12 protein-coding genes are annotated in these 13,047 nt (G+C 55.1%); 2 read left to right on the top strand and 10 right to left on the bottom strand.

Translation table 11 applies throughout. The features are described 5' to 3' along the window. Positions 1-2 precede the first annotated feature (2 nt). The 9 genes from OQ273_RS01140 to urtB all read right to left on the bottom strand — a co-directional run bounded on the left by OQ273_RS01140 (position 3) and on the right by urtB (position 8,455). Positions 3-1,292 (bottom strand): 4-aminobutyrate--2-oxoglutarate transaminase, encoded by a 1,290-nt coding sequence (locus OQ273_RS01140; RefSeq protein ID WP_267988631.1) that lies wholly within the window; start codon positions 1,290-1,292, stop codon positions 3-5. An 80-nt stretch (positions 1,293-1,372) separates the two neighbouring features. Next, on the bottom strand, positions 1,373-2,491 hold the full coding sequence (locus OQ273_RS01135) for a class II histone deacetylase (protein ID WP_267988630.1): 1,119 nt from the start codon (positions 2,489-2,491) through the stop codon (positions 1,373-1,375). Further along, entirely contained in the window at positions 2,488-3,810 is a 1,323-nt protein-coding gene (locus OQ273_RS01130; protein ID WP_267988629.1) for an amidase, read from the bottom strand. Before OQ273_RS01130 ends, OQ273_RS01135 begins: the two co-directional genes overlap by 4 nt. A gap of 117 nt (positions 3,811-3,927) precedes the next feature. After that, the gene (locus OQ273_RS01125; protein ID WP_267988628.1) at positions 3,928-5,133 is read right to left on the bottom strand and encodes a substrate-binding protein; all 1,206 of its coding nucleotides are present in this window, start codon (positions 5,131-5,133) and stop codon (positions 3,928-3,930) included. 30 nt (positions 5,134-5,163) lie between these two features. After that, positions 5,164-5,862, bottom strand: coding sequence for an ABC transporter ATP-binding protein (locus tag OQ273_RS01120; protein ID WP_267988627.1), 699 nt, complete (start codon positions 5,860-5,862; stop codon positions 5,164-5,166). Position 5,863: 1 nt separating this feature from the next. Continuing rightward, on the bottom strand, positions 5,864-6,130 hold the full coding sequence (locus OQ273_RS01115) for a hypothetical protein (RefSeq protein ID WP_267988626.1): 267 nt from the start codon (positions 6,128-6,130) through the stop codon (positions 5,864-5,866). A 15-nt stretch (positions 6,131-6,145) separates the two neighbouring features. Continuing rightward, on the bottom strand, positions 6,146-6,577 hold the full coding sequence (locus OQ273_RS01110; RefSeq protein WP_267988625.1) for an ATP-binding cassette domain-containing protein: 432 nt from the start codon (positions 6,575-6,577) through the stop codon (positions 6,146-6,148). Further along, positions 6,570-7,601, bottom strand: a complete 1,032-nt coding sequence (locus OQ273_RS01105; RefSeq protein WP_267988624.1) for a branched-chain amino acid ABC transporter permease — start codon at positions 7,599-7,601, stop codon at positions 6,570-6,572. Before OQ273_RS01105 ends, OQ273_RS01110 begins: the two co-directional genes overlap by 8 nt. A gap of 5 nt (positions 7,602-7,606) precedes the next feature. Beyond that, positions 7,607-8,455, bottom strand: a complete 849-nt coding sequence (urtB, locus tag OQ273_RS01100) for an urea ABC transporter permease subunit UrtB (protein WP_267988623.1) — start codon at positions 8,453-8,455, stop codon at positions 7,607-7,609. Positions 8,456-8,592: 137 nt separating this feature from the next. Here urtB and OQ273_RS01095 point away from each other — a divergent pair, with 137 nt between their 5' ends. Together OQ273_RS01095 and OQ273_RS01090 are read left to right on the top strand one after the other, a co-directional pair. Next, entirely contained in the window at positions 8,593-9,534 is a 942-nt protein-coding gene (locus tag OQ273_RS01095) for a LysR family transcriptional regulator (protein ID WP_267988622.1), read from the top strand. 111 nt (positions 9,535-9,645) lie between these two features. Continuing rightward, entirely contained in the window at positions 9,646-10,569 is a 924-nt protein-coding gene (locus OQ273_RS01090) for an IS110 family RNA-guided transposase (protein ID WP_267988621.1), read from the top strand. Positions 10,570-11,472: 903 nt separating this feature from the next. Here the strand turns inward: OQ273_RS01090 and OQ273_RS01085 are convergent. Next, the gene (locus OQ273_RS01085) at positions 11,473-12,903 is read right to left on the bottom strand and encodes a hypothetical protein (RefSeq protein WP_267988620.1); all 1,431 of its coding nucleotides are present in this window, start codon (positions 12,901-12,903) and stop codon (positions 11,473-11,475) included. Between the last annotated feature and the right edge of the window lie 144 nt (positions 12,904-13,047).

Raw genomic sequence — 13,047 nt, 5'->3', positions numbered from 1 at the left:
GACTAGCCTCCGAGTTCCGCTCTGGCATCACCAACCGATGCTTCAAGAATGTCGAGCGCCTCATTGAAAATATCGTCCTGAATGGTCAAAGGCGCAAGGAAACGAATGACATTTCCATGGACCCCGCAGGTCAGGAGGATAAGCCCTCGCTCAAGGGCGTGTGCCTTGACCGCATTGGCAAAACCGGGATGCGGCGCCGAACCGTCCGGAAGATTGAACTCGACCGCATTCATGAAGCCGGGACCGCGAATGTCGGTAATCTCCGGTGTTGTCTCACGCATTGCTGCAAGGCGCTGCTTGAGACGGGCGCCCAGTTGATTTGCCCGCTCGCACAGGCCTTCATCCTCAATGACATCGAGAACGGCGTGTGCGGCGGCAATGCCGATGGGGCTTCCGCCATAAGTACCGCCGAGCCCGCCCGGATCCGCCGCATCCATGACGTCCGCTCGCCCCGTCACGGCGGCGATCGGAAAACCGCCGCCAAGCCCCTTGGCCATGCAGGTCAGGTCCGCGGCGACATCATGGTGCTCCATACAAAACACCTTGCCGGTCCGTGCAAATCCAGTCTGTACCTCGTCCGCGATCAGAAGGATCCCGTGTTCGTCGCAGATCTTGCGCAAATGGACCAGGAGTTCCTTCGGCGCTTCATAAAAACCACCCTCACCCTGCACGGGTTCAATGGCAATGGCAGCAACCCGCGCCGGATCGACATCCGCCCTGAACAGCTTGTCGAGCGCCGCGATCGAGTCGCCAACTGAAATGCCGTGAAGCTCGACCGGGAACGGTACATGGAACACGTCCCCCGGCATGGCGCCAAAGCCTTTCTTATAAGGGACCACCTTACCGGTCAGCGCCATGCCCATGAATGTGCGCCCGTGAAAACCGCCGGTAAAGGCGATCACCGCCGATCTGCCGGTCGCTGCCCGGGCGATCTTGACCGCATTTTCAGTTGCTTCCGCGCCTGTCGTCACAAAGACGGTCTTCTTCTCGAAGTCACCCGGCACGCTGTCATTGAGTCTTTCGGCAAGCCCGACATAGTTCTCATAGGGAACGACCTGATGGCAGGTATGCGTAAATCGATCCAGTTGCGCCTTGACGGCATCAATGACCCTGGGATGGCGATGGCCCGTATTCACAACCGCAATACCGGCGGCAAAATCGATATAGCGATTGCCTTCGACATCCCAGACCTCAGCATTCTCGGCCCGGTCCGCATAAACCTGCGTCATCATCCCGACGCCGCGGGCGATGCTATTGGTCTTCCTCTCCTGAACGGCTGCATTGGTGCCCATCTGGCAGTCTCCTTCATATCTATTGTCCTGGCGCGATCACACGGTGATGCGCGCATGCGGTCTTGTGTTTTTTGGTCGGTTCAACTCGTTCCGAAGTGCTCCACCATTTTGGTGATTTGCTCGGAGTGATAGTTCTGCAGGCCTGCATCCGGTTGCTGCTTTTCGAGCCGCTCCTGTAGCGGATCGATGGCCCGGATGGCACTGCCGGACATCTGCTCGAGCATTGCGTGGCCGCAAAACGGGACATGGACTTCGGAATAGCCGCCTTCATGGGCTGCCACCAATCGGGCTTGATCAAACTCCATCAGGAGCGCGGTCATCTCCCGATACGTGTGGGAGGTGCACAACATTCGAGCCAGGGGATCGACACCCGAGGCATCAAAACCGCAAGCGATAACGATCACGTCCGGAGCGAAGTCGCGAAGCTTTGGCAGAACGAGCCGCTCCATGGCTTCCAAATATGTGGCATGACCGGCCCCTGGCTGGAGCGGGATGTTCATATTGGCATCTTTACCTTCACCAGAACCAATCTGATCAATGAACCCGGTGTCCCAAGGGTAGCATCGGTCCTGGTGAATAGAGATCGTCAGCACATCGGATCGCTCGAGAAAGATATGCTCGGTTCCGTTGCCGTGATGAACATCCCAATCCAGAATGGCGACCCGCTGTGTCAATTTGTCTGCCTTTGCCGCCTCGACAGCGATGGCGATATTGTTCAGCAGGCAAAACCCGTTGGGCCAGTCGGGCAGGCTATGGTGTCCTGGCGGGCGCGAGAGAGCATATGCATTGTGATAATCACCAGAAAGGACACCTTTCATCGCATCCTTGACCAAACCCGCCGACAGAAGCGCGATTTCAAATGCGCCGGGTCCGAACGGGGTTCTTAAGCCGAGTTCTCCACCATTTGCATCGGAGAGGTTTTTGAACTGTTCAAGATAGTCTGCCGTGTGGACACGCAATGCGTCTTCGTAGGTCGCAGGGGCTCCGCTGCGCATGATCAGCTCATCGCTGAGTCCGGTCACGTCGAGAAGGTTTTTCAGACGCCGTTTTGTTTCCGGGGCTTCGGGTAGGCCGCCGGCGACCATCGGCTGAACATGCTCACGAACCGGTGCAAGCTGTGCGTAATTACCTCCAAAGTGCCAGAAGCACCTTTCGTCCCAAAGGAAGGCGGTTCGCGATTGCTTTTTGGTTGTGCTCATAGCCCCAATTCCTTCGCCAGTCGGAGTAAACGGAGATCCTCGTCCCTGCGCCCGACCAGCTGGATGCTGCCGGGCATGCCGCAGGATAACTGCCCCCAAGGGCAGGCAAGAGCGGGGTTCCCAGTTTGATCGAAGGTGGCTGTGTAGTGGATCAAAGCTGAAAGAAGGTCGAAGACTTCCGCACCAATAACAGCCGCTGTTGACCCACGTTCCGGAGGTTCGATCGGCAGTGTTGGCATGGCCAATGCGTCGACCGTTTCAAGGGCAGCGTCGATCCGACTTACAAGAGCAGCTCTTTTGTCTCTAGCGTTTTCGAGTTCAAATGGCGTAACTGCCCGTCCGACCTCAACACCCTCACACAATGGATCGGGCAGAGCACATAGCGCGTCATAGGATAGGTGGCTATAGTGTTGGGCGGCTTCATGAAGCGACAGCACAATGTGAATGGGTAGGGCTTCGGCCGGTGTCGGGATCTCCAAATCCAGCACGCCAAAGCCAAAGGCTTTAGCGGCTCTCAGGAAAGCCTGGAAGTTCTCCAGAACCTCTTTGCTAGCGTCATGTATCCAGTTTCTAGGGACACCGAGAACCAAGGGTTTTTGGAGAGATTTGTCGTCGGTTTGAGTCAGGTCCGGATCAATGACGTCCATAACCGCAATCACATCATCGAGACAGTTTGCGATCGGTCCGACATGGTCAAAAGAATCCGAAAGCGGACGTACGCCATCGAGCGAGATACGACCTAAGGTCGGCTTGAATCCGAAGACACCACAACAAGCAGCCGGAATACGAATACTCCCGCCTGTATCCGTGCCAATGGCAGCAAAGCACTGACCCGCTGCGACGGCCGCAGCTGAGCCCCCGCTCGATCCGCCGACAATGCGCGAGGGACTTTTGGGGTTAATGACATCCGGCGTGGTCACGCCGAACGCACCTGCGTCTGTGCGGGTAACACCAAGAACAGTGGCGCCCGCCTTGCGCAAAGAATTGACGATTGCAGCATCCCGTGCCGGCACATGGTCATTGAAGAGTTCAAGTCCGGCACGGCAGGGCCCGGGCAAGGTATCGATATTGTCTTTGATTGCGATCGGAACACCCGCGAGCGCTCCGAGCGGGTGTTCTGCCCTAACCATCTGATCAACGGCATGCGCATCGCTTCTAGCGGTCGCAGCAAACACCATCGAAAACGCATTTAGCCGATCGTTGCAGTCATTGATGCGGCACAATGCCTTGTCGCAAACTTCAGCGGCGCTGACCTCGCGTTTATCCAGACGAACGCGTAGGGATGCAATGCAATCATTATGTTGGATGTCAGATGTCAAAACACGCGCCTATGGGATTGCCGGCGAGGTCATCCGGCAAGAATTGAAGGTTCAAAAATGAAGTGGCCGTCCCGGTGGGAGTTGTCCGGGACGACCAGGGGTCGAAGGCTTGCTCGATTAGGTTAGGTTGCAGCCTGGGACCGATGGTGTAATGGCACCGAAGTCTTCAATGATGTCGTAGAGACCATCATTGCGGCACCGGCCAATGATGCTGTGAACAGCCAGGTGGTTGTTCGTGCCATCAAATGTGACTTCGCCCTGCGGCGCACCGAATTTCAGTCCGGCCATGGCGTCGATGACTTTTTCCGTATCGGTGGTTCCGGCCTTATCGACGGCTTTCGCATAAAGCCATGTGCCGACATAGGTTGATTCCGCGATCGAATTGACGTGCCTGTCCGCGCCATATTTCGAGCGGTAGTTAGCAAGGAAGGTTTTGTTGGCCTCTGTATCAAGCGACGAGAAGTAGGACTGGTTGACAATGATGCCTTCCACATCGGCCCCGTCCATCGCGGTCGTGAAGAGTTCATCCAGGCCGTTCGTGAGCAACTGACCACCTGGTTTGAAACTGGCGAACTGCTTGAGGAAGGTCAGCGCGTCAGCGCCTGCGCAGAGTTCCCAGACAACGTCCGGTTTAGCCGCTCGAACCCGATCCAGTGCCGGACCAAAGTCTTGCGTGCCAAACGGGAAGAACTCCGTTCCAAGCGTTGTGCTACCCGATTTTTCAAAAGCAGCGGAAATCGCCTTAGCGGTTTCTCGCGGCCACCCATAGTCCGAACCTATGATGTAGACGGATGTGCCGACATTCTTCTCGATCCACGGCACGAACGGATCGACCGACTGGTTTGGAATCTGACCGGTGCATGCGAGATAGCGTTCGCATTCACCACCTTCATAATAGGTTGGATAGATCACAAGTTTTTTTGCGGGTACCGACACGCTGAGCGCTGCGGAACGCTCTAGGCTCGTGATCATGCCGATTATGACGTCGACATTGTCTTGCTGGATGAACTTGCGGGTCTTATCGATCGCACCGCGCGTCGATGTCTGGTTGTCTTCGATCAGATACTCTATTTCGCGTCCAGCAGCACCACCTGCGGCATTGATCTCGTCAACCGCCATCTTAAAGCAGTTCACCTGTGTCTCTCCGAGAAGTGTCTCCAGACCCGTCAGACCCGAGTGAAAGCCGATTTTGATCTTGTCTTCCGCGGCGCGCAAGATAGATGGCATGGCGAGTGTGCCGATGCCAGCCGCTGCAAGCGCGCTGCCTGCTTTCAGAACGGAGCGTCTGCCAATGCTCCCCTTGTATTTGGTGTTGTCAGTCATAGGTAATCCTTTCCCTGCTGTTTTGGACGATCAAAGCGCCAAGGCCTTGAAAACCTTGTCTTCATCCTGGAGATCTTCTTTGCTGAGCTGGCCGGAGATTCTCCCTTTCTCCATCACGAGGCAGCGGGTGGCTGAGCGCTTGGCCAATTCAAGGTTCTGCTCGACGAGCAAGACGGTGAGGTTCAAGTCCTGATTGAAGGTTTTGAGCAGGTCGCCGATCTGCTGGACGATGGATGGCTGAATGCCTTCCGAAGGCTCATCGAGCAGCATCAGTTCGGGTGCACCGCAAAGCGCCCGTGCAAGCGCGAGGATCTGCTGCTGACCGCCTGAGAACGTGCCCGCCAGTTGGTCGATGCGTTCGCGCAGGATCGGGAACATGTCCCAGATTTCGTCGGGAATGGTCTTGCGACCGTCATTACGACTGCGCAAGCCGACCAGCAGATTTTCTTCAACGGTAAGTTTTCCGAATATCCCGCGGCCCTGGGGTACGTAGGCAACGCCGGCATAGGCGAGCTTGTGGGGTGCCCAACCGGTGACGTTTTCATCATTCAACAGTATTTCACCCGAAGTTGGCGTTGTGATCCCGATGAGTGATTTCAGCAGGGTGGTCTTGCCGACTCCGTTTCGGCCCAAGAGCACCAACGTTTCGCCCTTTGTGAGCGAAAACGACACATCGTGGAGTACGGGGACATGGCCATAGCCAGCCTTGAGATCGCGCGCGGCAAGCATGTCAGGCCCTCCCCAGATAGACATCGCGAACAAGCTCGTTGTTCTCGATATCGGAGAAGTCACCTTCAGCAATGATCTTGCCCTGGTGCATCACATAGGTGTGGCAGGCGAGCGCGCGGACGAAGGCCATATCATGCTCAATGGCGATCACCGCCATACGCTCGGACAGTCGATGGATCAGCTCGGCTGTCTTTTGGGTTTCATCTAGAGTCATCCCCGCTGTCGGCTCATCCAGCAAAAGCAGCTTCGGGTTCGACATGATCGCCATGCCGATCTCGAGCCATTATTTCTGACCATGGGCTAGGTTGCCGGCGAGTTGGTCTTGAATATCGGTCAGATCGACCTGCCGAAGGATGTCAGCAGTCTTTGATGCGACCTCGGCGGACGACATCCGACCAAGAATGGCCGTTTCCAGGTTCTGAGCGACCGTAAGAGAGTCAAAGACACTGGGGATTTGGAACTTGCGTGCGATGCCGACGCGGGAGAACTTGTAGAGCGGCAGCCCCAGAATGGATTGACCGTCGAACAGCAGTTCGCCGCTATCAGGCTTCAGCGCACCGCATAGCACGTTGAACAGGGAGCTCTTGCCCGCCCCGTTCGCGCCGATGATGCATTTGACTTCGAGCGGTGCAATCGAGATCGACACGTTGTCGACAGCTACAACACCGCCAAATCGCTTGTTGAGGTCGGTTCCTGTGAGCAATGCGTCAGTCATTTCCTTTTGCCTCCTTTGGCTCCGCAGACGAGCGGAGGCGGTTGAAGAGGCGTTCCAGTGTTTTGAGGATGCCATCGGGGAAGGCGAAGACGGCCAGGATGAACAAGCCCCCCATCGCCAGCGGCCAGAACTTGGTGTCGATGCTCGTGATTTCCTGTTCGAGCCAGATGACGAGGATGGTCGCAAGCACGGGTCCGATCAGGGTGCCACGGCCACCAATCGCGACCCAGATGATCGCCTGTGTCGAGAGCAAAAGTCCGATGGTATCCTTCGCGACGAAGCCCACCGTCGAGGCATAGAGACCGCCACCGAGCGCCGCGATCGATGCGGAGAGAACGAAGACGATCAACAGGTGCAGAGAGGTGTTGTGACCGAGCGCCTGGGACCTCTGCTCGTTGTCCTCGATGGATTTGAGAACCGCGCCGTAGCGTCCGCGACATGCCCACCAGACGGAAAACCCGACCACGCTCACGATGCCTGCGATGAACCAGTAGAGTGCCAGGGGAGACAGCGCGGCCCAACCATCTGACGATGGGAAGTGAAGGGGCGGTATTCCGAGGATGCCCGCATCTCCGCCTGTGACGCTGGACCAGCCGGTCACAACGTGATCGGCAATCACGGCAAGGGCGAGCGTCACGATTGTGAAATAGGAATCGCGCACGCCCCCGAAGATCAGGAAGTATCCAACGATTAGAGCAATGGTCGCAGAGATCAGAATGCCAGCAAGCAGGCCGGCCCAGGAGCCCAGTGCGGGGTCGAGGCCAAACCGTGTCGAGATGATCGCCGCGCCATAAGCTCCAGCTCCGAAGAAAGCGGCATGACCGAAGCTGAGAACGCCTGTCTTGCCCCAAAGGAAGTCCAGCGCCAGAGCCAGCAATGCGAACAAAAGGGCATCGCGGATGAGAGACGCTGAATAGACGCCAACGAACAATGGTGTGGCCAGGACGGCGGCGAGAGCAAGAACCGTGAGAAGCGCGAGATACCGGCCCCGCGTTGTGCGGGACTTGTTTGTAGAATGATCCATGGCCATCACCTTTCCACCAAGCCGGTTGGCTTCATGCGGACCAGGACGATGGCGAAGACGAGCACGAGAGCTTGAGAAAGTGTGGCAGGTATCGCGTAGTTGAGAAGTGTCTCAATACCGCCGACGAAGGTACTGCCAGCGACAACGCCGGGCACACTTCCTGCACCACCAACGATGACGACAAAAAAGGAACGCGCCAGGTAGTTAACTCCCATATGAGCAACCACTGCGGTCAGCGGCGCGATCAGCACACCTGCGATGGCAGCGAACGCAGCACCAAGTGAAAAGGCGATGGCATAGACCCGCTTGGTGTTGATACCCAAGGCGTCAGCCATGTCCGGGTTCTGAATAACCGTACGCAGATCGAGACCAAAACGCGTCTTCTTCATCAGAAGGTAGCACGACACCATCAGTGAGATGGCGAGAGAAATCAGGACCAGCCGGTAAACGGGATAGTTGGCTCCGAAGATCGAGACGGTGGCGGAGATTGGCGAGAAGACCTTCTGCGGAGAAGCGCCGAAGATGAGCTGAAGCATCTGCTGAATGATCAGCGACAGGCCCCAGGTCGCCATGATGGTTGCAAGGGGCCGGGTGTAGAGATGTCTGATGATGGATTGCTCGATCAGCAAACCCACCAGACCGCCGATAATGGGTGCGATGAGCAGGGCCAGCCAGAAGCTGCCACCCATGGCCTGAACGAATGCCAGACTGAACGCGCCGATAGTGACGAACTCGCCATGGGACAGGTTGATCACTCCCATCAACCCGTAAATGATGCCAAGGCCTAGGCCCACCAACATCAGGATACTTATAAGTGTCATCGCATTGAGCGTGACAGTAAAGAAAATGTCCATTCGTTCCATTCTTCGCATATGAATTGCCAATCCGCTCTCTTACGGATGCAACAATATAGATATTGGAGGAGGATTGATTGCCGAACCATGTAAATTAACTTAACCTCACTTAAGTACTGACTGAAGTAAGGATTCGAATGCGCGGTTCAGTGTCAGATATCGATATCCGGCTGTTGCGGGTGTTCATGACGGTCGTTCGCTGTGGGGGATTTGCAGCGTCGCAGTCCGCACTCAATGTCTCTCAAGCCAATATTAGTATGCAGATGAAACAGCTGGAGGAGCGTTTGGGTGTAACGCTTTGCCACCGAGGTCGTTCAGGCTTCTGGTTGACCAGCGAAGGCAAGGACGTCTTTGAAGCCTGTCAGACCCTATTTAGATCGATCGATGAGTTCCGGTCATCGGTCGCCGCCTCCTCTGGACGGCTGAGTGGTCGACTTCACGTGAGTGTCGTTGATGGCTCGGTGTTTAGTGAGAACCTTCGGTTGCATGAGGCTATTCGTGATTTCAAGGAGCAAGGAAACAACTCAGAAGTTGTTCTTTATGTTGTAGCAACAAACGAAGTAGAGCAGATGGTGCTCGATGGTGCTTGTGATATGGGTATCGGTTTCTTTCCCGCCAGACGACAGGGACTGGAATATCAGCCCTTGTTCACCTCTGGAATGAACCTCTATTGCGGCCGTCAACATCCATTGTTTGAAAGGGCTCCTGACAATATTGACTTGGAAGAGGTGTTCACCGAAGAACACGCTGCCCGCGGCTATGTCTCTACCACACAGCTTCCATCGTTCGAACGCAAGTTCCTTGTTGGCGCATCTGCCTCCACCGTCGAAGGGCTCGTGACTCTCATTCTGTCTGGAAAGTATACTGCCTATCTTCCCTACCACTACGCCCGCCACTGGGTGGAAACGGACGAGATACGCCCAATCCTGCCTGAAAAGATTGGCTACAATTGTCTCTACGAGTTCACTACTAAAACAGCGAATAAGAGAAGCCAGCTGCTGAATCTGTTCATAGAAAAGCTCGTGAGCGTGCATCCCCAAGTGGCTGGCGACAAGTTTCAGATCGGTACTGACATCTGAAAGAGACCAGTTGACCACGATAGGTCACCGTCGATCTCAGGCGTAAGAATATGAGCGGAAATGGACATTCCTGATAAGATCGCGGGCTAAGACGCTCGAGAAGTGCGGGAGTTGCTCAAGACCTTCACCGAACAGAAAAGCGAATGGGATTGGAAAGAGGGAGCACCCGCACCTAGAGTTCGGCAAATGACTGCCGACGTAATCTCCCAGGGTCTAGGTCTGCCGAAGTTCGAGGCAAGATGCGTTCAAACGGCGCTGAGCGCCATGCGCAACAAGACCGACCGGAACGACGCCAAGGGCATCGCGCAAATGATGCGCACGGGCTGGTTTCGCGAGGTCCACGTCAAGAGCGATGAGAGCCATCGCTTGCGCATTCTGCTGGCCAACAGGCGCATGCTGAAGCGTAAGTTTCTCGATATCGAGAACACCATTCGCGGCACGTTGAAGGTCTTTGGCATCAAGACGGGTCATATCTCGCGAGCCAAGTTCGATCATCGAATGCGTGAGTTATTGTGCAATGAAGATCCATTTCTGCACGAGATGATTGACCCCATGCTGCAGGCGCGCAGCGTTCTGCTCGTTCAATTTACCCGGTGCGAGCGCCTGATAATGCTGGCGGCGAAAGCTAATCCTGTGACGCGCGGCTTCATGACCATTCCTGGTGTTGGCCCGATGACGGCCGTCGCTGTCATGTCCGGGATCGATGATCCGAAGCGCTTTCGACACTCCAAAACCGTTGGCGCCTATTTCGGGATGACGCCGCAACGCTTTCAATCCGGCACGGTTGATCAAGAAGGACGCATCTCAAAATGTGGTGACGGCGAGGTTCGAACGCTGCTGTTCGAAGCTGGTAATTCCATCCTGTGCCGTGTGCAGAAGTGGTCCGCACTGAAGTCCTGGGGGCTCAGAATCCAACGCCGAAATGGCTTCAAATGCGCCTGTGTCGCCGTTGGCCGTAAGCTCGCCGTGATCATGCATCGCATGTGGGTCGACGGCACGGAGTTCCAATTTTCAGCTGAAAAAGCCGCCGCATGAGCGTGGAGACGAACATGATTTTGATGAAACAAAAGAGGAAATAGACAACAATTTAACACCCGAATCCGCCCTCGTGCGGAGCGTCCCCTGGCGGGGCCGCGGGAGGAAAGAGCCCGTTATCTTGCATGTGAAAACATCGTTTTGATGATCGACCACGACGCTGAGGGCTTGGGCCTTTCACCCCTCAAACAACAGCATGTGACGGGATAATCCGATCACGAAGTAGGGCATGGACCGCCAGAACGCGCCGCCGATGTGCAGACAAATGAAGGCGAAACAGCAATGAAAGGAGGCAAAAGCGATGACAGCATTGCAGGAGTTAAAGCGCACCGAACTGGAAATGGGCTTGACAGGAACAGCCCGGTTAGTGAGGGCAAGATAAAAGGTGATGGTGCAAAAGCACCCTAACCCCTTGTCTGCACAACCGGTTTACCTGCACATCGCGCAAAACCCCATGTGCAGGCGAAAGAGGGCAAGCCTCTGTTATCAATGGCGAAAACATGGCACAAGGATCAGTCAGTCGTTTAACGAAAGCGCGGGACTTCGGGACATATTAGGAAAAGGAAGCGATAGAGGCACTTCTATCCGCTCACGGACGGGCGCGCTTATGGGGGATTTTGAAGTCGCACTGAAAAGAGTAAGAAGACGGGGAATTTCGGCCCTTAGCCGCCATTCGTGCCAACGCACTATTACAGGACCGCGGTTGGACTGCTTTTGGGAGCCCGAGAGCAATGGTGAGCAGGCATTTGCAGGGGATGCGCCGAGTTTCCGCAAAAGAAACTCTATGGGAACTTCGTCACCCAAGCGCACAAGGCGAATTGCCAATGGGCCATCTTCAGGTGGCGTAGGTGACATCGCGAAAACTAAAATGCCATTTTGATGCCGTCACGATTTACCTTTGAGTCATTTGCGCCTATCTGGCTCAAATCTCAGGTGTGGTCTAATGCCAACTTTCGCGGGGCGACCGCCTGCGGCAGCCACTATCTGCTTCACACTTGCATCGATCATATCAGCCACGGCGTTTTCATCCATGAGCGCATAAGGTATTAGGTTCTCAAAGTAGGAGAAATTTTCCAGGTCCAGACCTGCTTTTCCCACCTTCTTGGTGATCTTCAGAACGCGTGACCTTCGGCCCAAAATGACTTCAAAGCCTCGCTTGCGCAGGATCGCCCAAAGTATAGCGGGGTTGAATAGCGTGATGACTAGCACGTGTCCAAAGAGTAGGTCATGTATCTGTTGCTCTCCGAGCGGCCACCAGATCATGGGAACTCCGCCGCTTGGCGTGACCGGGAAGCCCGTTTCATGATTGCCAAGGTTGCCAATGAAAAGACAGTTGTCTTCAAGTTGAGGATCAAGGATTTTCGCGACGGCCGCCTCTACCGGACTGATGGCCGCGTCTATGTTCGTCGCTGATCGCATAATTCTCTTTCCAAGGCTACTCTGTAGGCGTGGACGCCAAGCACCGAGAATAAGACCCGGTCCGGCCTTTCTCATCTCAAAGGCCCTGGCGCCGCAGCTTTGAATATTTCGCTCTAGCACTTCAAAATGGAATTTGCTGGAGGTCTCGATTCTCGGATTGGCATCCGCCTTGACACGCATTTCCAAAGCGTTACCCAGCTGATCCATCTGCTTGTTGAGCTTTTTCCTAGTTGATTGGTCCAAGGGCTCGAATCTAACATCGGGCTCTTCAGACTCGTCCTGCTTCAGCATTGGGTTTTCGAAACCACCTGAGACAAACCCCAATGTGATGTCGTAACGGTCGCCCTCCACGTGGCGTGTCTTTAGTTCGCCGATGCCCACGATTTCACCGGACACAGGATCGAAAAAGCTGACGTCGCCCAGGCGCAGAAACGAGGTGATGGCATGATACAGCACAAACATGCCTTTGAGGCCCTGCAACTTCTCGATGAATGCCCGTTCACCCAGACCTCCAACACTTGGCGGAAGCAGAAGCTGTCGCTGTTCTGTATTATGTTGCTCAAGCAGCGCGGATTCATCCTTGTAAAAAATCCAGGCGAATCCATCCCCTAGGCTGCGGCCAATCCCGAGGGCCTCTTTTACCGCCTTCAAGTACAGGTCTAGCTTACCCATTCTGCTGGCAAACCAAGGCCGACTGTATTGCTCTTTTCGTTCAATGAGCCGCTTCTGGTCAGCTTTGATCAATCGATAGGTCCGATCAAGTATCGTAAATGCTGCAGTTAGCCTGACTTGAAAGTCAGTCAGATCCTGTGGCTCAATTTCAAACCTTTTCAGCTTCTGAAACCGTTCCCAGCACCAGAGGAAATGTACATTTGCGTCATCAACTGCCCTAACTATCCGCTTTTCTGAAATCATTCGCTGCCTATACTCTCAGGACATCTCACCATATCGGTCTAGTTACCGTAGGAATGAACGATTTGTCCCTTTGGTGCACCTATTCAAACGGTGTGTTGTGAATTGAACCTCTACGATGTTTTCATCATTCGACTTCTAGTCCTC

It is taken from the genome of Hoeflea prorocentri, assembly GCF_027944115.1.
Taxonomy (GTDB): Bacteria; Pseudomonadota; Alphaproteobacteria; order Rhizobiales; family Rhizobiaceae; genus Hoeflea_A; species Hoeflea_A prorocentri.
Note: the sequence above shows the minus strand (reverse complement) of the source record. Positions and strands in the feature narration are given on the sequence as shown.

Excerpts from the sequence above, each read along its gene's own strand:
- OQ273_RS01140 (WP_267988631.1), bottom strand. The coding sequence starts at position 1,292 with ATGGGCACCAATGCAGCCGTTCAGGAGAGGAAGACCAATAGCATCGCC.
- OQ273_RS01135 (WP_267988630.1), bottom strand. The coding sequence starts at position 2,491 with ATGAGCACAACCAAAAAGCAATCGCGAACCGCCTTCCTTTGGGACGAA.
- OQ273_RS01125 (WP_267988628.1), bottom strand. The coding sequence starts at position 5,133 with ATGACTGACAACACCAAATACAAGGGGAGCATTGGCAGACGCTCCGTT.
- OQ273_RS01120 (WP_267988627.1), bottom strand. The coding sequence starts at position 5,862 with ATGCTTGCCGCGCGCGATCTCAAGGCTGGCTATGGCCATGTCCCCGTA.
- OQ273_RS01115 (WP_267988626.1), bottom strand. The coding sequence starts at position 6,130 with ATGGCGATCATGTCGAACCCGAAGCTGCTTTTGCTGGATGAGCCGACA.
- OQ273_RS01110 (WP_267988625.1), bottom strand. The coding sequence starts at position 6,577 with ATGACTGACGCATTGCTCACAGGAACCGACCTCAACAAGCGATTTGGC.
- OQ273_RS01105 (WP_267988624.1), bottom strand. The coding sequence starts at position 7,601 with ATGGATCATTCTACAAACAAGTCCCGCACAACGCGGGGCCGGTATCTC.
- urtB (WP_267988623.1), bottom strand. The coding sequence starts at position 8,455 with ATGGACATTTTCTTTACTGTCACGCTCAATGCGATGACACTTATAAGT.
- OQ273_RS01095 (WP_267988622.1), top strand. The coding sequence starts at position 8,593 with ATGCGCGGTTCAGTGTCAGATATCGATATCCGGCTGTTGCGGGTGTTC.
- OQ273_RS01085 (WP_267988620.1), bottom strand. The coding sequence starts at position 12,903 with ATGATTTCAGAAAAGCGGATAGTTAGGGCAGTTGATGACGCAAATGTA.